Source organism: Nocardia sp. NPDC046473, assembly GCF_040645995.1.
In the GTDB taxonomy this organism is placed as follows: domain Bacteria; phylum Actinomycetota; class Actinomycetes; order Mycobacteriales; family Mycobacteriaceae; genus Nocardia.
Genome location: NZ_JBEYZJ010000008.1, coordinates 197,041 through 222,649 on the forward strand (window position 1 = coordinate 197,041; position 25,609 = coordinate 222,649).

The 25,609-nt window shown below is 65.7% G+C and carries 25 protein-coding genes; 12 read left to right on the forward strand and 13 right to left on the reverse strand.

The features are described from left to right. The first annotated feature begins 58 nt into the window (after positions 1 to 58). On the forward strand, positions 59 to 1,042 hold the full coding sequence (locus tag ABZ942_RS28555; protein ID WP_357387939.1) for an RNA polymerase subunit sigma-70: 984 nt from the start codon (positions 59 to 61) through the stop codon (positions 1,040 to 1,042). Positions 1,043 to 1,070: 28 nt separating this feature from the next. On the opposite strand, the gene ABZ942_RS28560 is transcribed toward ABZ942_RS28555, so the two are convergent. From ABZ942_RS28560 to ABZ942_RS28575, 4 genes are all read right to left on the reverse strand, one after another. Beyond that, the gene (locus ABZ942_RS28560) at positions 1,071 to 2,063 is read right to left on the reverse strand and encodes an NADPH:quinone oxidoreductase family protein (RefSeq protein ID WP_357387224.1); all 993 of its coding nucleotides are present in this window, start codon (positions 2,061 to 2,063) and stop codon (positions 1,071 to 1,073) included. A gap of 152 nt (positions 2,064 to 2,215) precedes the next feature. After that, entirely contained in the window at positions 2,216 to 2,398 is a 183-nt protein-coding gene (locus ABZ942_RS28565) for a hypothetical protein (RefSeq protein ID WP_357387226.1), read from the reverse strand. 23 nt (positions 2,399 to 2,421) lie between these two features. Beyond that, the gene (locus ABZ942_RS28570; RefSeq protein WP_357387228.1) at positions 2,422 to 2,874 is read right to left on the reverse strand and encodes a hypothetical protein; all 453 of its coding nucleotides are present in this window, start codon (positions 2,872 to 2,874) and stop codon (positions 2,422 to 2,424) included. 139 nt (positions 2,875 to 3,013) lie between these two features. Next, the gene (locus ABZ942_RS28575; protein ID WP_357387230.1) at positions 3,014 to 3,958 is read right to left on the reverse strand and encodes an SDR family NAD(P)-dependent oxidoreductase; all 945 of its coding nucleotides are present in this window, start codon (positions 3,956 to 3,958) and stop codon (positions 3,014 to 3,016) included. 282 nt (positions 3,959 to 4,240) lie between these two features. On the opposite strand from ABZ942_RS28575, the gene ABZ942_RS28580 reads away from it, so the two are divergent. The 4 genes from ABZ942_RS28580 to ABZ942_RS28595 all read left to right on the forward strand — a co-directional run bounded on the left by ABZ942_RS28580 (position 4,241) and on the right by ABZ942_RS28595 (position 8,206). Further along, positions 4,241 to 4,888 (forward strand): TetR/AcrR family transcriptional regulator, encoded by a 648-nt coding sequence (locus ABZ942_RS28580; RefSeq protein WP_357387232.1) that lies wholly within the window; start codon positions 4,241 to 4,243, stop codon positions 4,886 to 4,888. An 88-nt stretch (positions 4,889 to 4,976) separates the two neighbouring features. Further along, a complete protein-coding gene (locus tag ABZ942_RS28585; protein WP_357387234.1) occupies positions 4,977 to 6,104 on the forward strand; it encodes a phosphotransferase family protein in 1,128 nt (375 codons plus the stop codon). Positions 6,105 to 6,146: 42 nt separating this feature from the next. Further along, on the forward strand, positions 6,147 to 7,232 hold the full coding sequence (locus tag ABZ942_RS28590) for a TIGR03857 family LLM class F420-dependent oxidoreductase (RefSeq protein ID WP_357387941.1): 1,086 nt from the start codon (positions 6,147 to 6,149) through the stop codon (positions 7,230 to 7,232). Then, a complete protein-coding gene (locus ABZ942_RS28595) occupies positions 7,232 to 8,206 on the forward strand; it encodes an endonuclease/exonuclease/phosphatase family protein (protein WP_357387236.1) in 975 nt (324 codons plus the stop codon). The genes ABZ942_RS28590 and ABZ942_RS28595 overlap by 1 nt, the downstream gene beginning before the upstream one ends. A gap of 23 nt (positions 8,207 to 8,229) precedes the next feature. On the opposite strand, the gene ABZ942_RS28600 is transcribed toward ABZ942_RS28595, so the two are convergent. Both ABZ942_RS28600 and ABZ942_RS28605 read right to left on the reverse strand, forming a co-directional pair. Continuing rightward, complete coding sequence (locus tag ABZ942_RS28600) at positions 8,230 to 9,591, reverse strand: pentapeptide repeat-containing protein (protein WP_357387238.1); 1,362 nt, start codon at positions 9,589 to 9,591, stop codon at positions 8,230 to 8,232. An 89-nt stretch (positions 9,592 to 9,680) separates the two neighbouring features. After that, entirely contained in the window at positions 9,681 to 10,037 is a 357-nt protein-coding gene (locus tag ABZ942_RS28605) for a hypothetical protein (protein WP_357387240.1), read from the reverse strand. A 171-nt stretch (positions 10,038 to 10,208) separates the two neighbouring features. Between ABZ942_RS28605 and ABZ942_RS28610 the strand changes: the two genes are divergently transcribed. Next, the gene (locus ABZ942_RS28610; protein ID WP_357387242.1) at positions 10,209 to 10,973 is read left to right on the forward strand and encodes a hypothetical protein; all 765 of its coding nucleotides are present in this window, start codon (positions 10,209 to 10,211) and stop codon (positions 10,971 to 10,973) included. A gap of 147 nt (positions 10,974 to 11,120) precedes the next feature. Continuing rightward, positions 11,121 to 11,762, forward strand: a complete 642-nt coding sequence (locus tag ABZ942_RS28615) for a hypothetical protein (protein ID WP_357387244.1) — start codon at positions 11,121 to 11,123, stop codon at positions 11,760 to 11,762. Between the two features lie 89 nt (positions 11,763 to 11,851). On the opposite strand, the gene ABZ942_RS28620 is transcribed toward ABZ942_RS28615, so the two are convergent. Then, complete coding sequence (locus ABZ942_RS28620) at positions 11,852 to 12,721, reverse strand: SGNH/GDSL hydrolase family protein (RefSeq protein ID WP_357387246.1); 870 nt, start codon at positions 12,719 to 12,721, stop codon at positions 11,852 to 11,854. 136 nt (positions 12,722 to 12,857) lie between these two features. Between ABZ942_RS28620 and ABZ942_RS28625 the strand changes: the two genes are divergently transcribed. Then, complete coding sequence (locus ABZ942_RS28625; protein ID WP_357387248.1) at positions 12,858 to 13,391, forward strand: QsdR family transcriptional regulator; 534 nt, start codon at positions 12,858 to 12,860, stop codon at positions 13,389 to 13,391. 20 nt (positions 13,392 to 13,411) lie between these two features. Here ABZ942_RS28625 and ABZ942_RS28630 read toward each other — a convergent pair whose 3' ends face one another. Further along, positions 13,412 to 14,377: an AsnC family transcriptional regulator gene (locus ABZ942_RS28630; RefSeq protein ID WP_357387250.1), complete on the reverse strand. Its 966-nt coding sequence runs from the start codon at positions 14,375 to 14,377 to the stop codon at positions 13,412 to 13,414. 130 nt (positions 14,378 to 14,507) lie between these two features. Between ABZ942_RS28630 and ABZ942_RS28635 the strand changes: the two genes are divergently transcribed. The 3 genes from ABZ942_RS28635 to ABZ942_RS28645 all read left to right on the forward strand — a co-directional run bounded on the left by ABZ942_RS28635 (position 14,508) and on the right by ABZ942_RS28645 (position 17,575). Next, positions 14,508 to 15,962 carry an FAD-dependent monooxygenase gene (locus tag ABZ942_RS28635; RefSeq protein ID WP_357387252.1) on the forward strand — a complete coding sequence of 485 codons (1,455 nt, stop codon included), beginning with the start codon at positions 14,508 to 14,510 and terminating at the stop codon, positions 15,960 to 15,962. Then, complete coding sequence (locus ABZ942_RS28640) at positions 15,955 to 16,437, forward strand: helix-turn-helix transcriptional regulator (RefSeq protein ID WP_357387254.1); 483 nt, start codon at positions 15,955 to 15,957, stop codon at positions 16,435 to 16,437. The genes ABZ942_RS28635 and ABZ942_RS28640 overlap by 8 nt, the downstream gene beginning before the upstream one ends. 271 nt (positions 16,438 to 16,708) lie before the next feature. After that, the gene (locus ABZ942_RS28645) at positions 16,709 to 17,575 is read left to right on the forward strand and encodes an SAM-dependent methyltransferase (protein WP_357387256.1); all 867 of its coding nucleotides are present in this window, start codon (positions 16,709 to 16,711) and stop codon (positions 17,573 to 17,575) included. 16 nt (positions 17,576 to 17,591) lie between these two features. Here the strand turns inward: ABZ942_RS28645 and ABZ942_RS28650 are convergent, their stop codons facing one another. Beyond that, positions 17,592 to 17,951, reverse strand: coding sequence for a helix-turn-helix transcriptional regulator (locus ABZ942_RS28650; protein WP_357387258.1), 360 nt, complete (start codon positions 17,949 to 17,951; stop codon positions 17,592 to 17,594). A 194-nt stretch (positions 17,952 to 18,145) separates the two neighbouring features. Here ABZ942_RS28650 and ABZ942_RS28655 point away from each other — a divergent pair, with 194 nt between their 5' ends. Beyond that, the gene (locus ABZ942_RS28655; protein ID WP_357387260.1) at positions 18,146 to 18,496 is read left to right on the forward strand and encodes an STAS domain-containing protein; all 351 of its coding nucleotides are present in this window, start codon (positions 18,146 to 18,148) and stop codon (positions 18,494 to 18,496) included. 34 nt (positions 18,497 to 18,530) lie between these two features. Here the strand turns inward: ABZ942_RS28655 and ABZ942_RS28660 are convergent, their stop codons facing one another. The 4 genes from ABZ942_RS28660 to ABZ942_RS28675 are packed head-to-tail and all read right to left on the reverse strand — an operon-like array spanning position 18,531 to position 25,501. Next, entirely contained in the window at positions 18,531 to 20,213 is a 1,683-nt protein-coding gene (locus ABZ942_RS28660; protein ID WP_357387262.1) for an ATP-binding cassette domain-containing protein, read from the reverse strand. A 44-nt stretch (positions 20,214 to 20,257) separates the two neighbouring features. Continuing rightward, positions 20,258 to 21,310: a hypothetical protein gene (locus ABZ942_RS28665; RefSeq protein ID WP_357387264.1), complete on the reverse strand. Its 1,053-nt coding sequence runs from the start codon at positions 21,308 to 21,310 to the stop codon at positions 20,258 to 20,260. A gap of 14 nt (positions 21,311 to 21,324) precedes the next feature. After that, on the reverse strand, positions 21,325 to 23,442 hold the full coding sequence (locus tag ABZ942_RS28670) for a hypothetical protein (protein ID WP_357387266.1): 2,118 nt from the start codon (positions 23,440 to 23,442) through the stop codon (positions 21,325 to 21,327). 34 nt (positions 23,443 to 23,476) lie between these two features. Further along, positions 23,477 to 25,501 (reverse strand): hypothetical protein, encoded by a 2,025-nt coding sequence (locus ABZ942_RS28675; RefSeq protein WP_357387268.1) that lies wholly within the window; start codon positions 25,499 to 25,501, stop codon positions 23,477 to 23,479. Positions 25,502 to 25,609 lie beyond the last annotated feature (108 nt).

The window sequence follows — 25,609 nt, forward strand, 5'->3', positions numbered from 1 at the left end:
CGACGGTTCCGATCAGCGGGACGGGTTCGGGCGAAGGAGCACGCGTATGGGGAACAAGCTGTCGGCACCGAGCGAGGACCGGTTCGCCGCAGACACTGGGCGGTTTCGGCGGGAGTTGTTGGCGCACTGCTACCGGATGGTCGGCTCGGCGCAGGACGCTGAGGATCTGGTGCAGGAGACCTACCTGCGTGCGTGGCGGTCCTATGCCGGGTTCGAGGGACGGGCGTCGATTCGGTCCTGGCTCTATCGAATTGCCACCAACGTCTGCCTGACCGCGTTGCAGCCGCGGCGTATTCGAATGCTGCCCTCGGGTCTGACGGGGCCGTACGATGGACCCGATCGTCCGCCGAATCGTGTTGCACCGGGCGATGTTTCATGGCTGGAACCGGTGCCGGACGCATTGCTCGCCCCGGCCGACGACGATCCGGCCGCGGTGGTGATCGCTCGCGAGTCGGTGCGGCTGGCGCTCATCGCGAGCCTGCAGCACCTGCCCGCTCGTCAGCGCGCGATCCTCCTCCTGCGCGAGGTGCTGGCGTTCTCGGCGGCCGAGACCGCGGAGATCCTCGGCACCACCACCGCGGCGGTCAAAAGCGGCCTGCAGCGGGCCCGCGCCCGGCTGGACGAGCTCGAGCCGCGGTCCGCGGAGTTGCTCGAACCGACCGACCAGCGGGCGCGTGCGCTGTTGGACGGGTACATCGCGGCTTTCGAGCGGTCCGATGCCGGGCTGCTGGAACAGGTGCTGCGCACTGACGCCACATTGGAGGCGACACCGTTCCTCGACTGGCGGGCCGGCCGGGCCGAGTGCATCCGCATGCTCGACGCGTATGTCCTTGGTGTGCAAGGGGACTGGAGGATGTTCGCGACCACCGCCAACGGTCAGCCTGCAGCGGTGATCTACCGCCGCGACGCGGACGGCAAGCTCCAGGCTTACGGTGCGGTGGTGCTGGAACCCACCGCCACCGGTGTATCTCGCGTGCTCGCTTTCCATCATTCCGCGCTGGTCACAACCATATTCGGCTTCCCGGACTCGCTCGCGGACTGACGCACGGTAGCTTGCACCGAGGGCCCGCTCAGGGGAGCAGGGCAAGTTTGCCGACGGTCGCTCGGCGCTCCAGTTCCGCGAGCGCCTTTGGGCCGTCGGCCAATTCGTACGTGGTGGGCTGTTCGGGGGAGAGCACGCCAGCGGCGATGAGCGCGAACAACTCGCCCATGAGCGCACCGAAGACCTGCGGTGCAGCCTGCATCAACACGCCGATATTCAGGCCGATGATATGAACCTGATGCCGATACACCAACTCCCAGTTGGTGATCGAGGCATCACCGCCCGCCAGCCCGTAAACGACGACCCGCCCACTGACCCGCTTGGCCGCCGCCAAACTCGCGTCGAAGGTATCCCCGCCGGCCGATTCCAGCACCACGTCGGCACCGGTGCCTCCGGTCAGCCGCACGACTTCGGCGGCGATATCGGTACTGCGGGAGTCCAGCACGTGGTCCGCGCCCAACGCCCGCACCGTCTCGTGCTTCTCCGGCGAGGCCGTGGCGATCACCGTCGCGCCGTAGTGTTTAGCCATCCGCACCGCAGCCTGGCCGGTCCCGCCCGCCGCAGCATGAATCAGCACAACCTGCCCGGCGGCGAGCTGCCCGAGCGGCCGGAGCGCAGCCAGCGCAGTCGGCCAACTCACCACCAGCCCCAACGCCTGCTCAGCCGTCCACCCCGCAGGCACCGGCACCGCAGCACGCGCGGACAACACCATGTACTCGGCGAAAGCGCCGTACCCAACGCCGATTACGCGGCCGCCGACCGCCGAGCCTGTCACTGCCGCACCGACCGCCACGATCTCACCCGCAGCCTCGAAACCCGCCAGATACGGAGGCCGCGGGCCGCCCAGAGTGGTGCCGCGCGCCTGCGAGATATCGCGAAAGTTGATGCCAGCAGCGGCAACCCGAATCAGGATCTCATCCTTACCGGGCACCGGCACCGGCACGTCGTTGATCAATTGCATGTCCTGCGGACCGTCCAGCGACATCTGCCGCAGTGCACGCATGGTGGCGGGGAGGCTCAAGGTGATCAGCTTTCTTGTCGGCTCACACGATCGAGGGCTGCCGCTTAGCCGGGCCGCCCCTCACCATGTAGACCTTCGCTGCCGCGCAAAGGAATCGAACTATCCCGGACTGCCCTTCCGGCCACGCACAGGTCGACAGCGCGGCGTCGGCTTCATCCCCGGTTGCGGAGATGGCGCGCGATCTCCGCCTCGACTTGCTGAGCCTGCGCTCTCGGGTAATTCTTGGCGATGTCCCGTGCGGCTCCGCTGATGTCGGCCTGAGCGACGTTCGCCGCCATGCCTGCCGCGATCAGGAGCGCTCTGGCCGCTTCTTTGATATCGATCTCTAAGCTCATCGGAACCTCCACGCTCGGTACGGTTACCAGCTTCGCAGGCTGATGGTTTCGACGGAATTGATGATTCCGGCGTTGGTCAGGGATTCTGCCGTCCTTGTTGCCAACGCGGACGCCCATGGGTAAGTGGCAACAACCTGGTTGTAAGAACGATCGCTGGTGTTGATGCTGCGGAACCACGCACGGATGTAGTTTCCGTCGTTGAACAACAGGACATCGACATAGTCGTTCGTCGACAACGTCACTCGGAAAGCAGCTGTCGGAATTTTCGAAGAACTGTGCAGTTCAACCGCTGAGTGGACGTCCAGTGGTTCGATATCGTAACTGCCGATCCCCACCGCCCAACGATATTTGAGCTTCCGCTGTGCGAACGGCGGTTGCACCGTGGCGGCCCACCGTACGGCGTCGGCGACCCGTTCGTGACTGGTTTTGGCGACGAGATCGAGCGCGCATTTCCGGGGGACGATAAGACCGGCCATGTAACGGATCATCCTTTCGTGCTGTCCGATCAGCTTCGCAGCACGCGTCCAAGCCGTCTGTCCGCTGATCAGACGACATTCAGGCCGATAGCGCGCGGGTCCGATGTATCCCCTCCGTACATCGGCGAAACCGGTCTGGTCAGCCTTCCCCGCCGCAGAGCTGCTCGGAGATTTCCCACAGCGCTGCCGCGTGGTCCACGTCGAGTGCGTATGGTGCTGTGTCGCTGCGGATTCCGCAGTTCGCGAGATAGACCGCACCGGTGTCGGCGAGCGCTGGGCTGACGGCGGCCCAGACCTGGGTGGCGGCGCCCTGGTCGGGCATCGTGATCTTCGGGCCGGTGTCGGGCTTGGGGCCGGTCTGTTCGGTGAGGTGTTTGGCGCGCCGGGGCAGGTAGGTGCGGAGCGTGGTGATGTCTTCGGGGGTCATATGGCGGGCGAGTGCGGTTGCGACCATGCCGGGGTGGACCGCGTACGCGCGCACGCCGCGATCGCGTAGTCGCCGGTCCAGCTCGACCATGTGCAGGATGTTGGCTGTCTTCGAGGCGCCGTAGGCGCGGAATTTATCGTATTCGCGCTCGTGCCAGTTGATGTCGTCCAGGTCGATGTCACTCATGCGGTGGCCGTCGGAGGACAGGATGACGACTCGGGCGCCGCCGGCGGCGCACAGCTGGGGGATGAGCAGCCGGGTGAGTTCGAAGTGGCCGAGATGGTTTGTGCCGAACTGGATTTCGAAGCCGTCGGCGGTTCTGCTGAGCGGCGTGAACATCACTCCGGCGTTGTTCATCAGCACATGGATCTGCGGGGCGACGTCGGCTATCGCGGCTGCGGCCAGCCGTATGTCGGCCAGCGACGCCAGATCGAGCACGACGGCGGTGGTCCGCGCGTCGGGCACCTCTGCGCCGATCCACTGCTGGGTCGCGGCCAAGGCTTTGGCATCGCGGGCGGCGAGCACGACACGGGCGCCCGCAGCGGCCAGGGCGCGCGCCGATTCCCGGCCCAATCCAGACGACGCACCGGTGATCACACATGTCTTGCCGTGCAGGTCGATTCCGTCGACGACCTCCAGTGCGGTGGTGAGCGTCATCCCCGGCCGCCGAGCGCGCGCGTGCCTGTCGGCGAAAGGTCGGTCGCGCCGTTGTGGGCGTCAGTCACGTTGGGACACATCGCTATTCACCTATTTGCTGGCCGGGTCATACTGGTAGTCGCTTTGAACAAAGTATGTCAGAGTGTTCAACGTGTCAACGATCGGAATCATGTTGGGCGCAGCCACGATCCACTGATCCTGTCGAGCCGCACCCTTGCCGCCTGGCGGATCAGCAGCGACGATAGTGCGCCGCTACCGTCGAGAGATGCGACGAGAATCGAGATGGAAATACTGATGGCCGGACCGAGCCCGACGACGCAATCCGCAGCCGGAACTCGCCTCAATCGACGGGGCAGAGAGACTCGGCAACGACTGCTCGACGTCGCCATCGGCTGTCTCGCGGCGGGATCGGGCGAACCGCTATCGGCGAATCGGGTAGCCCGGGCCGCCGGAGTCAGCTGGGGGACCTTGAAGCATCAGTTCGGCGATATCGACGGACTGTGGGCCGCGGTCCTGGTCGAGTTGACCGATCGCAGCGGCGCGAACAGTCCCGAGATCTGGCCCCGGTTCAGCGGCTCGATCCGCGAGCGGGTAGGCGAGATGGTCGAGGCCATCTGGACCATCCTCGGCACGCCCGAGGGACGTGCGGTCGAGACGCTGCGCGCCGGACTGCCCAACGATCAGGCCGAACGCCTTTCGGTCTTCCCGCAGACCGCGGCGGCCATGGCCGGGTACGAGGACGCCTGGCTCCGGGCGTTCGAGTATTCCCTGGCCGACCTGTCGCTCGATCCGGACAAGGTGCATCGGATGCGCTGCCTGATTCCGCCTGCGATACGTGGCATCAATAGCGAGCGTCGCCTCACTCCCGCCGCCGAGGTGGCCAGCGCCCGTGCGGGTCTCGTCGACGCGATCACGGCTTACCTGCAATAACTCCCATTCATTGAGAACCCTCGTTGACAATTGTGGCGCGGCGGCCGATGGTTACCCGCAGCTTTCGCCATCTTGTCAGGAGTGACCCATGTCTCAACCTCGGGCCGAAAACGGCATGCGACTGCAACGCAGCAGCCGCGACACCAGCACGCTGATCCCGCGCCTAACCGATTGGCTGGCAACGCAACTGCCGGTGGCCGCCGACCCGAGCGTCGTCCTGCAGACCGGTATCGACAGCAACGGCATGTCGGCGGAGACCCTGGTGCTGAACGCGACCTGGACCGAAGCGGGAGTCGCGCACGCCGCCGACCTGATTGCCCGGATGGTGCCTGCCCCAGGTGATTTCCCCATCCTGGAGCATTACAACCTGCCGGATCAGTTCGACGCCATGCGCATCGTGGCCGAAGCGAGCGACGTCCCCGTCCCGCGAGCGCGGTTCATCGAACCGACCGGCGAGGTGCTCGGCACGCCCTTCCTGCTGATGGACCGCGTCGACGGCTTGGTGCCGCCCGACGTCATGCCCTACACCTTCGGCGACAACTGGCTCTTCGACGCAAGCCCGGAGCAGCAACACCGACTGCAGCACAGCACGATCGAGGCACTCGCCGCGCTGCACGCGATCCCGGACGCGCCAACCACGTTCGCCTTTCTCGATCCGAAGCAGCCGGGTTCGAGCCCGCTCGAACGGACACTGAACCGAGCCAGGGGATGGTACGAGTTCGCTGCCCGCGACAGCGGCAGATCGCCGCTGGTGGAGCGAATCCTGGTGTGGCTCACGGCGAATCTGCCCGAGACCGGCGAGACCGTGCTGTCGTGGGGCGACGCGCGCATCGGCAACTGCATGTACCGGGATTTCACGCCCGTCGCAGTACTCGACTGGGAACTGGCGACGATCGGCCCGCGCGAGCTCGACCTGGCCTGGCTTGTGTTCGCGCACCGCGTCTTTCAAACGATCGCCAACACCTTCGGCCTCCCCGGCATGCCGGACTTTCTGCGTGCGGAAGACGCGAAGGCGACCTACGCCGAGTGCGCGGGCGTGCAGGTCGGCGACCTCACCTGGTACACGCTCTACGCCGCGCTCAACTACTGCGTCGTCTTCATGCGCGCTGGTGGACGTCAGGTCCACTTCGGCGAGATGGCGCGTCCGGACGACATCGAGATGGTCTTCCATCACAAGTCGCTGGTCGAAGAACTGCTCGACGAAGTCGGCGCCTAGCCCATAGTCGGCGAAAACTATTTGGAGAAAACAACTCTCGTGATCGAGCAACTGAACGAACTGGCCTACTACTGCATCACCCGGCACCCCGCCGACGCCCGGGTCCTCCTCCCGGAGGCGCGCGCCGCCGAGGAGCTCGGTCTCGGGTCGTGCATGATCGGTGAACGGATGACGGTCAAGGACTCGGCGGTCCTATCCGGCGGACTGGCCGGATGCACCACCGACTTGGGGATCGCGGCGGCCGCCACGAACCACCACACCCGGCACCCGATGGTCACGGCGACAATGGGTTCGACGATGCAGGCCATCACCGAGGGCCGATACGCCATGGCCTTCGGCCGCGGCATGGCGGCGAACTGGAAGGCGATCGGCCTGCCTGCCGTCACCGAGGCCCAACTCCGCGATTTCGTCGGCATCCTGCGCCGCCTCTGGGCGGGCGAGACCATCGTTGGTCACGAGGGGCCCGCCGGTTCGTGGCCCGTGCTGTATCACCAGAACGGCCTGGCGGATTCGCCGCCGATCGGCTTCGTCGCCGTCGGCCCGAAGACCCTCGAGCTCGCGGGCGAGATCGGTGACTTCGTCGTCCTGCACACCTTCTTCTCCGATGAGGCCACCGTGAAATCCGTTGCGGCGGTGCGCCGTGGGGCCGAACGGGCGGGTAAGGATCCGGACAGCGTCCGGATCTGGTCGTGCCTGGCGACCGCGAGCGACGCGCTCTCCGAAGAGGATCAGCTGCGCAGGCGGACCGGCCGCCTGGTGACCTACCTGCAGGCCTACGCCGACATCCTCATCGCCGCCAACGGCTGGGACCCGCAGATCTGGGAGCGGATCCGCGGCACCCAGCTATTCCTCGACGCCGCGGCGGCCGGGCCGATCGACGCGTCCGCCTCCGTCGAGGTGCTCGAGCAGTTCGACGCCCTCATCCCGGACGAATGGCTCGCCTCGGCCGCCTACGGCACGCCGGAGCAGTGCGTGCGGAAGATATCGCGCGAGTACGACTTAGGCTGTCACTCCGTGATCATGCATGGCGCGAGCCCGCACGAACTGGCCTCGGTGGTGGCGGCCTACCGAGCCGACCGACCTACGCTGCGCCGGGCAGTGGCGGCGAACCCTGGAAAGTTCGGGTGATGCCTGTGGCACCGGAGATTCGGGTGCTTGCGCTGAACGTGTGGCACAGCGGTAGCAAGGTCGCGGACGGCACCCAACTGATCGCCGATCTCATCGTCTCGACCGGGGCTTCGATCGTGCTGCTCTCGGAGGCGACTACCGCGACTGCCGCCGTCGTAGCCGAATTGGCGCGGCGGGGGCGCGAATTCAACGCTGTTGCCTCGCACGACACGGGCATTCTGACGGTGTTTCCCGTCGAGGACTCCGCCGATCTGCAGTGGATGGTCAAGGCGCGATTGAACATTGACGGAAAGCGCGTCACCGCCTATTCGGCCCATCTCGAATTCCGCTGGTATGCCTCGAATTTGCCGCGCGGCTACGGACCCGGCGTCCCGGCGTCGGGTGAGTTCGCCGAATACAACTTCGAGAAGCTGCCCGGCGGCCCGATGACGGACACCGCTGCCATCCAGCGCGTCAACGCGGCCTCGGGGCGTCCCGAGGTGATCAGCACCCTGCTGGCCGACGCGAAAAACGAGATCGCCCAAGGGGCTTCGGTCATCATGGGTGGCGACCTGAACGAGCCGTCCGTGCTGGACTGGACGTCCGCCACCGCGAACATGTTCGACCACAACGGCGTCACGGTGCGGTGGGAGTCGACTCGACGCCTGCATCAAGCCGGTTTCGTCGATGCCTACCGATCGATGTATCCCGATCCGGCCACCCACCCCGGTCTCACCTGGCCCTCGGACAACGCCGAAGTGGACGTCTCCGAACTCGCTTGGGCGCCCGAGGCCGACGAACGCGACCGCGTAGACTTCGTGTTCGCCAACGGTGCTGCCCTGACGCTGTCCACCGTCGGCATCGTCGGACCCCGAGGGTCCATCGTGCGCGGCACCCGACAGCAGGAAACCACCGAGGACGAGTTCGCCGCCTCGCCGCCGCGGTGGTGCAGCGACCACAAAGGAGTACTCGCGACGTACCAACTCGCCGACTGATCGGTCAGGGGTTACCGGCGGTATCAAGAGTTCGGTCTGAGTCCGACCCATTGATCGTCGAGCGGATACTCCACCCACCCGGTCGGCAGCTGGCGGATCGAGCGCGCGTCGGCGCGGGTGCGCTCGGCGCTCGCCCGCTCCATCGGGACCGGATCGAAGGTGACACCGCCGACGAAATCGACGCGGTCGAAGGCTGTCGAGTGCTCGAGTCGCGCGCCACTGAAGTCGACCGGGCCGGTGAAGACCGATCGCCGGAACATCGTGATATGACCGAACACCGCACCCCGGAACGACACGGCGTCGCCGAAATCGACATGCTCGAACGACGCGTTGGACTCGAAACCGGCTCGGCCGAAGGTGGTTTCCCCATCGAATCGACTGTGGTCGAAGGTGACGGTATGTCTGAAGGTGGTCTCGCGAAACGAGATTCGTTGATCACCGAACCTGCCGTTGTCGAAGCGCGCGTGCTGCTCGAACACCGACTCGGCGAAGCTCACCGTTGATTGCCATGCCGCGCCGCTGAAGTCGGCCGGAACGTGCCAATGCGTTCGTTTCAGTGAAGCCTCACCGAGGAACGTTGCACCGCCGAACCGCGCCTCCCCGTGGAATCTACAGTCATCGAATATGGTCACCCCGGAGAAGGTCGATCCGGTGAAATCGACGTCGTTGAAGTCGCATCCCGACGCGTCGAGGCCGTGCAGCTGGGCATCGGCGAGGTCGAGCCGCAAACCCGGCCAGCTGTCGGGCCCGGACCGAATTCTGCGGGTCACAATGCGTTGGATGGCCAACCGCACATGATCTTCGTCGACCACCTCGCGCCGCACCGGCATGCGCAGGTAGGCGCACAGCACATCGGCCGTCGCGTGCCGATAGCGCTCGTTGTTATGGGCCAGCCGTTCCAGCGCGTAGACCCCGCCCAACCGGACCGGCGCGGTATCCGAGCCGAGATGCTCGACGGCCTTGGCGAACAGGTCCGTGACCCGGCGCTCGGTCGCGTCGTACTCCGAGATCTCCATGGCCCGGTCGCGGGCGGCTCGCTCGGCTGCCGCGGTGGACTCGACGTGCGCTTGTACGCGTTCCTGGTGCGCCCGGTTGGTGGCGTCGACTTGTTCGCGGTGCTGCTGGGTCCGCTCGTTCAACCACTGACGCCGCCCGACCAGCAGCAGCCCCACCGCGCCACCCGTTCCGGCGACGACGGTCAAGCCAGTACGGATGGCGTCGATGCGCAGCGCCGCTCGGGACGGGCCGCCCGCATCCGCGATATTCCACAGCCACCAGGTGACTGCCAGCCCGAACACGATCGCCAGCACGAAACCGCTGAGCACGAGCCACCACGGCATCACCCGAAACGATGGTTCGGCACCATGATCGGAGCGCATCTCCATGGGACTGATCATGACTACCGGTTCGCTGTCTGTCACCGGTTGCGATAAAGAAGGCGGCGGCGAATCATGGTTCGGCGCACCGAATTCGGTTACATCATGGCGAGGCTGATGGCGCCGAGGAGGGCCAGGCCGAAGGCGGCCAAGACGGCGAGCGCCAGTGTGCGGATCAGGCCTGGTCCGACGGTACGAGCGATCAAATAGCCGACGATCGCGCCGACGATCGCCAGGACTATTCCTTCGCCTTTGATCAGATAGAAGACCGAGGCCAGTGCGGCATTGCCGACCTCTTCGACGCCGCGTGCGTCGTCACCGAACGGGATCGGGAACCGGTAGACGATGCCGACCAGGCCCGCCGCGATCGGCGCGGTCAGCACCGCGGTGATCAAACCCCAGACCGCCACCGCCCACAGTGCGGGTGTGCTCGTCCGCCCTTCCTCGATCTCCATGCATGCCCACTTTCTGCTCGCCGTAGCTGAATCGTAGAGTTGCCGACCTTTCGCTGGGTGGTCGACCGTGGGAGCATTCGGTCCGCCGGGCCCGGTCGAGGTGCCTTGCCTCTGTCAAAAGCGCTCGGGCGCAAGTAAAGTGGCTTGAATACCTGGGGCGCAAGGAGGGTCATGTCACCCGATCCGCGAAATCCGAAACACGGTCGACGTCGAGCCGCCCGGGTGGTCCGAGCCGCCACGGTCCTGGCGGTGCTCAGCACGCTCACCTTGACGCCCACCCAGGCGTCCGCGCAGCCCTATCCGATCGGCGGAGCGATCCGAACCGAATACGACGAGGCCGGCGGTTTCGCCTTCTTCGGCAACGCGCTGAACCCGGAGTCCGATGCCGCCCGTGGCGGGCGCTGGCAGGAGTTCGAGAAGAACAGCTCGATCTATTGGCATCCACTGGTATCCGCCGGTCACGCCAATCAGATCGGCGGTGCGATTCGCGCCAAATGGGGCGACCTCGGCTGGGAGAACGGCGCGTTGCGGTATCCGACCAGCAGAGAGCTGCCGACGCGAAAGCCGGGGCGGTTCAACCAGTTCGAGGGCGGCACGATCCACTGGTCGGCGTCGACCGGCGCGCACAACACCTGGGGTGCGATCCGCGACAAGTGGGCCACCCTCTCCTGGGAGGACGGCCGACTCGGGTTCCCGGTCACCGATGAGTTCCCCGCCAAGAACAACGGGGCCGGGCAGCATTTCGAAGGCGGCTCGATCTACTGGTCGGCCGATACCGGCGCCCGCGTGATATCCGGCGCGATCAGGGACACCTGGGCGAGCCAGAACTGGGAGAACGGCCGCTACGGCTATCCGATCAGCGACGAATACGACTACAACGGCGGCCGAGCCCAGGACTTCCAGGGCGGTCGCATCGAATGGCACCCGCCCCGCTGACCTGGCCGGATCCACCCGCCACTGTCTCGTTGCGTGGTCGTCCGAGGTACCACTGCGCCCGTGTAGGCCCATTTATGCAGGTTGCGCATATGTCTGTGCATGACGGGTACGCGGTACACGCAGTTACTTCGACGAATGGAGGCTCTGATGAACGTCGACGACAACGTTTCTGCGGACCGCGGCCCGGCACTCAGAATTCCGCGCAGCCGGGGAGCCCTCGGCGGGCTCGCCGTGTTCTTGCTCGGGATCTGGGGCGCATTGATTCCGTTCCTCGGGCCGTACTTCGACTTCTCGTTCACGCCCGATGACGCGTGGGTGTGGACCTCGGCGCGCGGCTGGCTCGAGGTACTCCCCGGCGTCACCGCGATTGTCGGCGGGTTCTTGATGTTGTCGAGCCGCAACCGACTGGTGGCCAGTTTCGGTGGTTGGCTGGCGGCCGCGGCGGGTGTGTGGTTCATCATCGGGCCGTTCCTGGCGGATCTGCTGAACATCGGCGCGCTCGGCGAACCGGTCGCGACGTCCGACCTGAAACGTGCCATCTTGCAACTGACCTTCTTCTACGGCCTCGGCGCGCTGCTGCTGTTCTTCGCCGCAACTTCATTGGGCCGGTTGTCGGTTCGTACCGCACGCGATATCGCCTTCGCGCGGAGTGAGGTCGATGCCAAGACCGTTCGGACGGACAAGCGTGGTCCCGTAGTCGCCGGGCCGGAACCGGCTACCACTACCGGGCCTACCTTCGGAACACAGCCACAACTGCACAAGCCGGGACTGGGCGGCGGCCACGCCTGACAGCCGCGGCGCAAGTTCCGGTGCCCAGCAGCCGAGTTCGCGCACGACCTGCTGATGACAGCTCCGAAACCTGCGCCCACCTAAGCGAACTACCTGTGCAGCTCGGCGATTATCTGCCGGGCTTGGTCCTGTGCGCCGAGCGCGTTCGGATGAACGGGGGCGGCCAGGTCGGTGGGTATGGGGCCTTCCATCCATTTTGTGCCCGGTGCCTGGCACATGTCGTGGCCGATGCTGCTGGTGTAGGTGTCCACATAGATGGCGCTGTGCTGGGCAGCCTGTTCGATGAGGACTTGGTTGAGCAGTTTTGTCTTGTCGCGCAGAAATGGCACGTCTCCGTCGGAGATCGGTACGATCGGCCAGCAGCCGGTACCGGATTCGGGCATTTGCACCGGGTAGCCGACGAGTAGCACCTTGGCCTTCGGCGATCGTCGGTGGATGCCGTCCAGTGCCGCACCGACTTTCGGGCCGATCGCGCGGATCTGCTCGATCAGTGTGTCGGTGCCGCCGCTGGTGTAGAAGTCCTTGCACGGTGAGCCGTGCGGGACCGCTACGTCGCGCACCCCGCAGTTGAACACGATCTCGAAGCCGGGTACATCGTTACCGCCGATGCCGAGGGTTACCAGGGCGGTGTCCGGCTTCAGCGCATCGAACTGTGGCGGCCTGCCCGGCGGCACCTGATTGTTGGTCATGGCTTTGGTGGTCGCGCCGCCACAGCTGGCATCGGTGAAGGACCTGGGTTCGACGGCGGCGGCGACCAGGCGGGGATAGTTGCGGTCGGCCCTGGCGCAGAGCGGATCGACTGTTGGCAGAAACGATCCCGACGTATAGGAATCGCCGAGCGAGACGTAGGACGGGTACTCGGACGCGGTCGGCGCCGGGGTCGCCGAGGCGACCGGAGCGGCAACGGTGCCGGCAACAAGGGCAATCAGGACGGACATCAATACTGGTCGCTTAGACATCGAAATTCTCCTGTGCAATCCAATGCGAAGCGCCGTGGCTCAGGTGGTCGGCCAGGGCTGGGACACTCGATCAATGGTGTCCCATGTCACACTAGAATCGATGATGTCTCCGCCGCTAGATTCCCCAATTCCCCAGTTGACCTCCTCTGATGCCGTGCTGCGCGCCGCCGTGTCGATGTTCCTGCGAGACGGCTGGATCGACGCGAGGGCGCTGGCCGTCGCCGCCGGTATCGGCCGGTCGACGCTGTATCGGCGCTACGGCGACCGGACGCGCATTCTCGGCGAAGCCATCTGGCTGATCGCGACCGCCGGATTCGAGGACATCCGCCGGGACTGCGCTGGTCAGGGCGCTGCCGGCGTCGCCGAAATGGTCCGGCGCAGCCTGCATATGGCGGCCGGATATCCGGCCATGCGGACGTTCGTCGCGCAGCACACCGAGACCGCGCTGCAGGTCCTGACCTCGCGCGACGGGGTTATCCAGCGTCGGTTCGTGGCCACCATCGCGCAACTCATCCGCGAGGATGTCGGCGAACCCGACGACGTCGACGCCCACACCCTCGCCTACGCCATCGTCCGGATCGGCGAGTCCTTCTACTTTCGCGAACTCATCACCGGTGAACCCGACGATATCGATGCCGCGGCGGCCGTGATCCGCCGACTACTCAAATAGGTTCCGGACATTCGCGTCGGCTAAGCCGGATTCGCCGCCTTTTTCACGGTCCTGATCACCGGTGCCGTCTCCACGTGGGTGATGGCGGGCAGGGCCGCCACCCGGGTGGTCAGATAGCGATACAGCTCCCGCTGATCAGCGCATACGGCAGTCGCGTATAGGTTCGTCGGCCCGGTTGTGGCTGCGGCGAAGGCGATCTCGGGATGCTGGGCCAGTGCCGCGCCGGTCTGCTCCAGATGGGTGGGGGAGACCGACATCCAGAGCAGGGTGCGGATGCCGAGGCCGACCTGGCGCCAGTCGATGTCGATATCCAGGTAGAGCGCCCGGCGTTCGCGCAGCTCGGTCATCCGCCGCCGGACGGTCGTCGCCGACCAGCCGGTCACCGCCGCCAATTGCTCGACGCTGGTCCGGCCGTCGTCGGCCAGGGCGGCGAGGAGTTTGCGGTCGCCGTCGTCGAGCTGCACTGGACCCGGCCGATACGGTACGGGGGATGGGCGCAGCCGGGCGGCTTCGTCCTCGTTCAGCGCGCCGAGCTTGGCGATCAGGTTGTCCGAGTCGCCGTAGAAGACATGCAGCACGGAGTGCGCGGTCACCCCTTCCACCCGGGAGGTGCGCGGGAGTTTGTCCAATAACAGTGTCTCACTGTCGTTTTCGTTCTCGGTGCGGCATGCGCAGCTGATCTCGGTGCCGCCGGAGTGCAGGCTCACCCACGAGGTGTCCGATCGCCGGGCCAGCGCCTCGGCGACCGGGACGGCCGCGGCGGGTGCGCAGCGCACCCGCAGGAACCAGATTGTCCCGCCCAGCGCGGTCGGGTCGACGCTGCCGATCACCCGCACCGCTCCGACCGACCGTAGTCGGGCGTAGCGGCGGGCGATGGTGCGATCCGATACGCCGAGAACCTCGGCGATGGCGCTGAATCCGGCTCGGCCATCGATCTGCAACGCGTGCAGGAGGCGACGATCCAGCTCATCGATGACGAATTCCACCGCAGCGACGGTAGTAATTGTCGAATATCGACGCAATGAGCCCGGTCACTGGGTCCGCGATCCCGGCGGGCGCATCGTTGCCGTGTCCCGGTCGATCCGACCGAATCCATTGCGACACAGGGAGAAAACCATGGACACCGAGGTGCTCATCGTCGGCGCCGGACCGACCGGCATGACGTTGGCCAACGAACTACTGGTGGCGGGAGTGCCGACCGTGCTGGTCGACAAGCTCGCGCAGCGCAGCCAGTTGTCCAAGGCGGGCGGTGTGCAGTCGCGCGCTCAGGAGGCCTTCGATCAGCGTGGTCTGCTGGAACCGTTGCTGGCCACCGGAAATCACCAGACCAGCATCGCGCATTTCGCCGGTAGCCCGCTCCTGCACACCCGCGGGCGGCATCGCCTGCCGTGGCGGTCCATCCCGCAGGTGGTGGTCGAGGGCGTCCTCGAACAGCACCTTGCCGCACACGACATCCACGTCCGCCGCGATCACGAGTTGACCGGTCTCACGCAGCACGATCACGGCGTCACGGCGACCTTCGCCAACGACGTCACCATCGAGGCGGGATACGTTGTCGCCGCCGACGGCGGGCGCAGCACGGTGCGGTCACTGCTCGGCGCCGAATTCCCCGGGCGGGCGGGGACGTCGACCGTGATCGCCGCCGATGTTCGGCTGGACGGCGACGTGCCGATGCTGACCCGCGCTCGGAGCGAGGACGGATATTCGGCGCAGGTGTTCACGTTGGGCACCGACCAGGAGGGCAGGCCACTGCACCGGCTGGCCCTCGGCGGGCTGGACGGGTCCCGGTCCAGGGATGTTCCCGTCACCGAGGACGAAATCCGCGACGGCCTGCGCAGCGTGTACGGCGACCGGGTGCGACTGCTCGAACTGCGCTACGCCCGCCGCATCACCAACGCGGCCCGCCAGGCCGCCCGGTACCGGCACGGGCGGGTGTTCCTGGCCGGCGACGCCGCCCACGTCCATCTCCCGATCGGTGCGCAAGGCATGAACACCGGAATCGGGGACGCGCTCAACCTCGGCTGGAAACTCGGTGCCGCCGTGCACAATTGGGCTCCCGAACAACTGCTCGACACCTACCATGCCGAACGGCACCCGGTCGCGGCAGCGGTGCTGCGCAATGTCCAGGCGCAGAGTCTGCTGATGGATTTGGACGGGACGAACGATCCGGACGTGCTGGCCGCCAAGGACTTGTTCGCGTCGCTGATGCAACTGCCCGAGGTCCAGTATCACCTCGACGACATGCTCTCCGGAATAGGCATCCGCTACGCCATTCCCGGCAGCGACGACCGGCCACTCGTCGGCCTGCCCGCGCCGGACCGGAATGTCGGGCCGGCCCGGCTGCACGAACTGCTGCGTTCCGGTCGCGGCGTCCTGCTCGACCCGTCCGACGAACTCGCCGAACTCGCCGATCCCTGGGCGGATCGGGTAGACCGGATGGGCGCGGGCGCCGACACCGAGCCGATGCTCATCCGTCCCGACGGCTACGTGTGCTGGACCGCAGATGAGGACCACAGCACTGACGGGTTGGCAGCCGCGCTGAGCTCCTGGTTCGGTATACCTCATGGATGAACAGCTGAGCACGCTAACGCCCGACCTGCGTCTCGGAGCTGTACCGCACAGCACACGCGGGGCAGTCGCCGCCGCGCTGGCCGAACTCGTCGTCGAGCTGGTCTACCTATCCGTGCTCACACCACCCATCCTGCCGTCGACCGATCGCCCCCTCCCACACGAGGACTCGCGTATCCACGCGGCCGCCGCGATGATGCGCGCCCGTCTCGCCGACCCGATCGGCCTGTCCGACATAGCCGCCGAAGTAAACCTGAGCGTCTTTCACCTCGTCCGGGTCTTCAAAAAGGCGACCGGAATGACGCCCTACCAATATCTGACCCATCTCCGCATCGAAGAGGCGAAACAGCTGCTGCGCCACACCGGCCTGACGATCGGTCAGGTGGCGCAGCGCTGCGGTTTCGCGAGCCCAGGCGCCCTATCGACCGCCTTCTTGCGGCACACCGGAACCCGTCCGTCGGTGTATCGCAATTCCTGACCGGCACATGGCGTCTCGGCGCAATTCATCCGTCTGAATGCGGACTTTTGTTGTGCATTGTCAGCAGCCAGGCTGGTTCGTCCGGTCATCGGAGGATTTGCGGCAGGTGTGCAGTGATCTTTCCTGTTGACAACCATTCGGGCCAAAGTCGGCAGTTTGCGTCGAAAACGCCTTGGTACGGATATATTCGTTGAGCGCGTGCAGCGGTGGTACCGGCAGCCACGGTGGAGTTGCCGTTGAGGTGCACGGCGCAGGGCGAGAGGACGTACCCATGAGTTCGGGTAATAGGGGTGGTCCGGCGGTTTCGTTCGACCGGCCTTCTTCGGCGCGAGTGTACGGGTGGATGTTGGGCGGGAAGGATATTTATCCGTCCGACCAAGACATCCTGCTCTACATGTTGGGTCGGTTTCCGGAGTGCGTCGATATCGCGCGCCAGAACCGGCAGTTCCTGTATCGGGCGGTCCGTTATCTGGTGCAGGAAGCGGGGATCAGCCAGTTTCTCGACTTGGGGTGCGGGCTGCCGACCGCCAACAACGTGCATCAGGTGGCCCAGCGGTTCAACCCGGACGCACGGGTCGCCTACGTCGATGCCGACCCCATCGTCTTGGCGCACGGCCGCGCGTTGCTGGCCGACTCCAAGGCGAGCACCACCGTCGTGACAGCCGACATGCGCTTACCCGAGGCGATTCTCGCCGATCCCGATGTCGAAGGCCTGATCGACTTCACCAAGCCGGTCGCCGTGCTGTATCTGTCGGTCGGCCATCACATCAAGGACACCGACAAGGTGGGGCAGGGCGCGCGACATGTGTTGCGGCACATCATCGATACCGTCGCGATACCGGGCAGCCACCTCGTCTTCTCGCAGGTTGTCAGCGACGACGCCGCGCTCGGTAGGTCGTTCGCTTCGAAGATCGACAACTCCGGCATCCCCTGGCAGAGCCGGACGCCCGCGGAGGTGGACGCGCTGTTCGACGGTCTCGAACCGGTCGACCCGGGTCTGTGCAATCTCGTCGGCTGGCGTCCCGACCCGAACCAGCCTCCGCTGGAACCGGTGCCGGAGCCACTGCTCGCGTACGTCGGTGCCACCGAACGTCGCACCAACGTCTATGAATACGGCGGAATCCTGCGCAAACCCTGAGCGGGAACTGCGTTCGTTATCCTGTTGTCTCGCTGCGGCTTTGGCTGGTCTCACGCAATGCGGAGTTGTCGCCGCGGAGGCGGTCGTTGTCGGAGTGCAGGTTGGCGTTGGCGTCTTCGAGGTCGAGGATGCGGGCGATGCCTGCGAGGTTGACGCCGGTCGCAGCCAGCTTGGCGATGCGCTGCAGGCGGGCGATGTCGTCGCTGCTGTACCGGCGGGTGCCGCCGTCGCTGCGCGCGGGAGTGAGTAGGCCATGGCGTTCGTAGAGTCGCAGTGTTTGCACGCCGATGCCGGCGAGGTCGGCGGCCACCGAGATTCCGTACACCGCTTTGCCCGGGTCGGGCAGGTGTGATCCTTGCTGGGTCTCCTGGGGCATCGCTCTCCTCATCTGCTGGTACTCGTCAGGTTTTCTATTCTAGGCACTTGCGTTGACTTGTCGAGAGTGCTACAACAAATCTATTCCAGATGGCATAGGTTATCTGACCTGACGATGAAGATGGTGATGCCGATGGACGCCTGGGCTGCGGAACTCAACGAAACGCGCGGCGCTCTCGCCGCGGCGGGAGCGCGATGAGCGCCGAGTCTCGCGCGTTGCAGGTGAACCTGAACTGGGTCGACTCGGTGGCGGTACTGACCGTCGGTGGTGAGGTCGACGCGGCGTCGGCGCCGGAGCTGCAGTCGGGGATCGAGGATGCCCTGGGCCATGCGCCTGCGCTGCTCGTGGTCGACCTGTCCGGTGTGCGGTTCTTCGGTTCGGCCGGGCTCAGCGTGCTGCTGTTCGCGGTGGAGGCGGCCGCGAAGGGTGGACTGCGGGTGGTCGCGTCGTCGCAGGTGCGGCGCCCGATCGAGGTGACCGGGCTGGACGGGGTGATCGAGGTGTACGAGACCCTGCACGCCGCGCTGAACTCGGAGGTCGCTTGAATCCGGTTCCGGCGCACAGCTTTACCGCTGTCGATCAGCGTGCGCGGTGCACTCGCGTCTCGTCCCAGACCGGCGTGCCGCGTTCGTAAACGGTACCGTCGGAACCGAAGACGAGGAAGCGGTCGAACTCGCGGGCGAACCAGCGGTCGTGGGTGACGGCGATGACCGTGCCCGCGAACTCGGCGATGCCCTGTTCGAGCGCGTCGGCGGAGTGCAGGTCCAGGTTGTCGGTCGGCTCGTCGAGCAACAGCATGGTGACCCCGGACAATTCGAGCAGCAGGATCTGCAGCCTGGCCTGCTGGCCGCCGGAGAGCTCGTCGTAGCGCTGCTCGGCGGCGCGGGCGAGCCCGTAGCGGTCCAGCACCCGGCTGGCGGCCTCGCGGCCCATCCCGTCGCGGTGTTCGTTGCCGAGGTGCAGGATCTCCAGCAGTGTTCGGCCCGACAGGTCCGGCCGGGAATGGGTCTGCGCGAAATAGCCGGGGCGCACCCGGGCGCCGAGCGCGGCGGTGCCGGTGTGCGGCACCGGCGCGAGGTCGATGTCTTGGATGGGCCGGTGTTCCAGGTCAGGATCGGTGCCGCCCGCGGCCAGCAGCCGCAGGAAGTGTGATTTGCCGGATCCGTTGGCGCCCAGCACCGCAATGCGATCGCCATACCAGATCTCGGCGTCGAACGGCCGCATCAGTCCGGTGAGTTCGAGTTGGGTGCACACCAGCGATCGGCGACCGGTCCGGCCGCCGCGCAACCGTACGGAGACGTTCTGCCGCAACGGAACCGACTCGGGCGGGCCTGCGGCCTCGAACTTGGCGATTCGGGTCTGCGCGGCATGATAGCGGGCCGCGACACTGTCGTTGAACTTGGCCTTCTCCCGCAAGCGCAGGACGAGCGCACGCAGCTTGGCATGGTCTTCGTCCCAGCGCCTGCGCAGCTCGGCCAGGCGCGAATTGCGGTCCTCGCGCGCCTGCTGATAGCCGGCGAAGCCGCCGCCGTGAATCCATGCGGTCGCACCGTTGACGCCGGGTTCGAGGGTGACAATCCTGGTGGCGGCGTTCGCGATCAACTCGCGGTCGTGACTGACGAACAGCACCGACTTATTCGAGTCGGCGATCGTGCGCTCCAGCCATTGCTTGCCGGGCACGTCCAGATAGTTGTCCGGCTCGTCGAGCAGCAGCAACTCATCCGGTCCGGCGAACAACGCCTCCAGCACAACTCGCTTCTGCTCACCGCCGCTGAGCGTGCGCACGGCCCGCCATTTGGCCTGATCGAACGGCACGCCGAGCGCGGCCATCGTGACCCGATCCCAGAACGTCTCGGTCTCGTACCCGCCGACATCCACCCAATCCGTGAGCGCATGGGCGTACGCGAGCTGCGTCGCCTGCTCGTCCTGTTCGATCAGCGCGTTCTCGGCGTCGTCGAGCGCGATCGCGGCCGCCCGGACAGCTGGCGGAGCAACCGCGACCAGCAGATCACGCACGGTCGAATCGTCATCGACCTGGCCGACGAACTGGCGCATCACGCCCAGATTCCCAGACCTGGTAACCGCACCACCATCGGGCGTGAGATCACCGGCGATGAGCCCGAGCAACGTCGTCTTCCCGGTACCGTTCGGCCCGATCAGCGCCGCCTTGACCCCCTCGCCGATCCGAAAGCCGACCCCGTCGAGCAGTTGTCGCCCATCGGGGAGAAAGTATTCGAGATCCGCGATATCTATGTGCGCCATGGGACCCCCAGCCAACCCCACCCACCGCGAACCCGCAACCGAGTTTAGATTCCGATATCGAGGACGGTCAGGTAGTTGTCGATGTCGTTCTTCACTGCGGCGCGTAGGTCGTCGAATTGCGCTTCGACGGTCTGCTGAGTCGAGATCTGGCCGGACAGCGTCGATGAGTGCCGCAGTACGGATCTCGAAGGCGCGCGGTGGGGCTTCAGCGTCGTTCCATTGTCGAACAATTGGTCGGCGACCATCTCGAAAACGATCGCTGGGAGGGCATCGCTGTGGTCGAGCCAGTCGTTGAGGGCGGCATCGATGGGCCGTGTGGTGGAATCGGTGATCGTGTGTCGTATCGCGTTGGCGGCTCGGCCTGCTCGGTAGATGGCCGGTGCGGTGACGCCGCCGTCCGCCGCGCAGGCGGCATACAGCTGGTCGAGATCTACTTCGAGCTCGACGGTGAATGATGCTGCGCCGGTGTCGAATTGCTCGGTGAGGGTGTTGGTGACCGCGAGGGGCGGGGTGGTCGCGTTGCGCAGGCTTCGCACGATCTCCTCGGTGGCGGCGGCGTCGCAGGAGACGAGAAAGGTGTTGTGGGCGTGGATTTCGATGCTTCCGTTCGCGCTGTATTGGGCGGTGAGCGTGATGTTGCGGGCGTGCGCCGCTGTGCACGACACGGTATTGCGAGTAATCGGTACCGGCACCAGTTCTGGGGTCGGTGCGGTGGGGCGGTAATTGAACAGGTGCGCGATGCGGGTGGGTGGGTCGGGGTGGTCGTGGCGCATGATCTTGTCGAGGACGTCGGTCGGCACAGCCTCGGGGAGTGCGAGCGTGGTGGCGAAAGTGCAGGTACCCCCGAGATATTCGATCGTAGGGGCGGCGGGGCCGGGTCGCTTGGCGAGGGCGGACATCGAGAAGTCCAGTTCGGGCGCGGCGTCGCGATGGGCCAGGAAGACCGTCGGGGGCTGGAAGTAGTACCGGGTCGGTCGGTCGGCGGTCGCGAGTTCGGCGTTGCGTGCGTCGGGGTAGACGCGGAGGTCGAAATCGGTTGCACCGACGGGAAATACGAGGGCATCCGGTCCAGAGAGGGGCCCGGCTGGTTCTGGCATGGCGACGTCCTTGGTCAAGCGAGCGTGTTGCCGGTGACGACGAAGATCGGTTCGTCGACGAAATCGTGGTGGCGGCTCACCGTGCGCGTGCCTGCGGTGGTGGTGAGGGTGAACACGACGGTGCAGTCGAGCCCGGTGACGGCGGAGCCGAGCGGGATTATCACGTGGACGAAGTCGATCGGATGCGACGGGCTCAAGCTGAGGGCCGGTATCGCGATCCGGGGATCGTCGTCGACCGCGATCTGGATGTCCATGCGGGTGATGCCGGTGGCGTCGAAGTTCAATCCCGCGGCGTTGATGGTGAGCGGATGTTGTACCTGCTGGATGGTGGTCGTATTGAAGGTGACGTAGTCGCGCAGCGCCGACTTCGGTAATGGCACGGGAACATTGAGCGTTCGGGAGACGACCGCGCCGGTCGCGTGCGAGGCATCGCCGGGCAGCGTGCTCGGTTGTCCGGCGGGCAACACTTGGTCGGCCAAACCTATGACAGTCGGTTGGGCTGGACCGAGCAGACCCAATCGGTGCAGCACGAGATCGAGCGGCCCGCGGTTGGTGACCTGGACTACCGGCGCGACGATCTCGGCGGTCAGGTCATCGGAGTCCGCCGTTTGATACAGATTGAGATTCGCCTGGGTCCGCACCAGCCCGGGGAACGCATCGTCGAGCCGGATCGCGAGCGCGGCGAACAGCGGCGCGGGCCCCTTGGTGGCGAGCTGCTGTAGGAACAGGTTGACATTGGTGGTGGCCGGGGTTGGCCGGTCGTCAGTGATGTCGACCCCGACCTGCACTGTGTGTGCCGCCACGCCGTCGGCGAAAACCGCTGTCGCGGCCGGAAATCCGTCCAGCGTCGCGGGGTGGTGTGGATCGAGTCCGACCGGCAGGGTGAGCCGCAGCCGCCGGCCCACGGCCTCGGGAATGCCGGGGAGGTCGGCTGCCAACTGCGCGAGATCGATCGGATCGGCCAGCGGCGCGAGCAGGAAGGTGAAGTGGAAGCGGCAGCCGGTGAGGGTGTCGGGGGAGTCGTCGACGATGGAATCGCACACCGCCGCCACGCCTTTGGCGCCCCGGACGATGCCGTAGGCCGCGGGCACCGCGACCACGGTCCCACTGACCTGGCCGAAGTAGAGTCCGCGCAGCGTCGGGTAGCGGTCGGACACGTTGCCCAGCGTGGTCAGCTCGCGGTATTCCGAACGGTCGCCGGCGAATTTGCTGAGATCGGAGCTGTCGATGATGGGCCGGGTCGTGCCGTCGGCGGTGATCGTGAACCGGCTGCGATAGGTATCGGTCGCGAAGGTCAGCCGAAGCGGGGTCGAGCGGTGGAAGAGCGCGGTCACCGGCATGAATCGATACCCGCCGAGATGGTACGGAGTCGGTGCAGGCTCGCCGCCGCCGTGGTCGCCGTCGCCGAAGACCTGGAACTGGTAACCGTGGAAGATCGGCCCGTGTATCGGGAATCCGACATCGGGGGCAGTGACCCGGGTCGTTTTGTAAACGCTGTAAGCGGCGGAAATCTCCAGTACCGCACTGCCGCTTCGGGTCAGGTGCGCGTACGCGGCTTCGACCGCGTCGCCGATGAGGTCGAAAGTCGCGATGACGGTTCCGTCCTCGGTGTTCCTCGCATCGCTCGTCGCCGTGAGGGTCTGCGGGTTTCCCCCGGAATCGGTCACCGGTAGGGACAGGGTGAACTGCAAGACGCCGAAGTCGGCGACCAATCGCGGTGGCAGGCCGGGGTTTCCGCGGTAGAGCTCGGCGATGTTGTCCGGCATGTCCACGCGGACCGAGAACGTCAGTTGCGCACGGTTGAACGGATCGCCGTGCGGATCGACACCGGACTGGACCGCGGCGAAGCTGAACGTCGGATCGTCGGCCGGCACTGCGAATATCGGCAGATACCAACTCGGTCCCGTCACACTGTCCAGCAGACCCGGAGTGCCGCTCTCCCAGCGCAAGCACGGGATATCCAAGCCGTTCAACGGAACCGGCATCGGGTATTGCCAGTTATCGTAAATACCGGGGCCGATCCTGGCGAGCAACCACGGCGTCGCCCCGGTCGCGATGAATTCGTCGAAGGCGTTGTCTATTTCGGGGCCGGAGTCGCCGGGGACGACGGGCGTTATTATGGCGTCGGGCATCAGATGCTCCGTAGATCCAGTGTGTCGCAAGCGATCAGGCGCTGGCGACAGCCCTGTTGACGTAGTCCCGGATGGTCGCGACCTTGTCGGGCGGCGCCGCGGGCAGCGGCGCGTCCAGCAGCGGCACATACTTGATGCGCCCTTGCGGCAGTGGCACTTTCACCGGTGTCGCGGTGGCGTAGATGATGGTCTCGTCGAGGAAGTCCACACCGTCGACGACCACCTTCATGGTGTAGCTGAATTCGCTCTCGGCGTCGTACTTGTCGGTGAACACCTCCCACAGCGCGTTGGTCTGATTCCCCTGGTGCACCGAGATCGGCGGGTAGGTATCCGCACCGATCGTCGGCGTGATCGTCACGGTGATGTTCGGCGGCAATTTCGCCGGATGCAGGTAGAAGCGCACGAAGATATAGCCGACGGCGGCGGCCGTGAGAATCTGGCTGTGGCTGGTGGTCAGCTCCTCGATCTCGGCGATCGCGGGATCGTGCGGCGCGATCGCGGACGAGAGATTCACCCGGGGATCGCGACCGTCGAAGACCAGCTTGCGCCGCAGCTTGACCTGGTCCGTCGGCCAGCCCGGCACCGGATTGTCCAGGCGCAGAAAGGAAACGTTGACGTAGTCGGCCTCGTTGGCGTCGGTCCAGATCGCCGGCCGCACCGGCCCGCTCGGTGCGAGCTGGCCCGGAATATAGTGCTGGCCCTCGCCGAGCATCCGGAGATTGGGTTGACCGTCTTCGACCGGGCGGGAGTAGTCGGGATAGCCGACCTCGAGTTGCACGGCCCGCAGCGGATCGCGCAGCTCCGATTGCGCATTGAAATCGACCTGGCAGGCGGCGGCCACCTGAATCTTCTTGAAGAACTCGCCGATATCGATGATGAACAGATACTTGTTGAGGTTCGCGCGCACCGCGGGCAGTAGATCGTTGAGATCGCCGCTGACGGTCTGGCTCACCGCGATGGTCTCGTCCAGGATGAGCGTCTGGTTGAAATGGATGGACCGCCGCTCATAGGTCGACTTCAGCGAAACCGAAGTGCCGCCGAAGACTTGGCTGAACCACCCACGGTTCGCCGCCGCCTTGCTGTCGGTCTTGCTCGGATCCCAGTCGAAGATCTCCTGCTTGACCAGATCCATCGCTGTCTTCTTCATCAGGTCGACGTTCTCGGTGACCCATTTCTTGGTCTGCTCGTCGAGTATCGCGCCGTTCTGCGTGATGTGCGTGGTCACACCGCCCGAGGTGACACAAGAGCTGTAGGCGTATTCCGCCTCGAGATCGGTGATCCCGAACAACGAACCCGAGGACACCGCGGCCGAGAACGAGTCGTACACCTTGTCTACGTCGATATTCACCACGACCGTTACGCCGTTGATGTAGAACGCTTCCTGCAAGGTGTTGGCGACCGTGAACGGCGGTGAGGTACCCGCTTTCAGCGCGCTGGCGATCGCGCCCGCGGCGACCAGGTTGCAGCTGATCAGGAAGGTGGAGATGCCGTGCTGCTCGATGCTGCCCTTACCGCTGTACTGCGCCGTCATTTTCAGCAGATTGCCGACCGCGGCGGGATCGGGCACCGAGCACACCACCGCGCTGTCGGTGATCGGGACGATACCGAGAACCGGGGACGGGTCGTTGGCCTGATAGTTGAAGTACTGCGCGAGCCGCGGTCCCGGCATGTCATGCTCGTGCTGCTTCAGTTTCTGCAGCACGCCCTCGATCACGCTGTCCGGAATCGCGAAGGTAGTGGAGAAGGTGCAGAATCCGCCGCCGACCTCGGTCACCGCATCGCGCAGTTCTTCCGGGGTGACAGTGGACTCCTCGTCGAGCAGACCCTTGAACAATGTCATCTGGAAGTCGTACTCGTCGGGCGTATCGTGCTTGCGCGCCAAGTAAACTCGCGAGGGCTGGAAGTAGTATTGGGTCGGCTGCCCGGCCTGTCGTAGTTCGGGATTGTGCGCGTCGGGATAGACCTGCACATCGTATTTTTTGCCGGTCTCGTCGTTCACCGTCACAACGACGAAGTCCGGACCGAAGAGCGGTCCGACTCCGGAGACGAAGTCTGCCATGTCGAAATTCCTGCCGTGGTGTTGCTTGTGGTCCTCGCACGGCCCCGACGTCCGGTGCGAGATTATTCAGCTAGCGTGATCCTGATCGGGCGGACCAGCGCGAGTAGC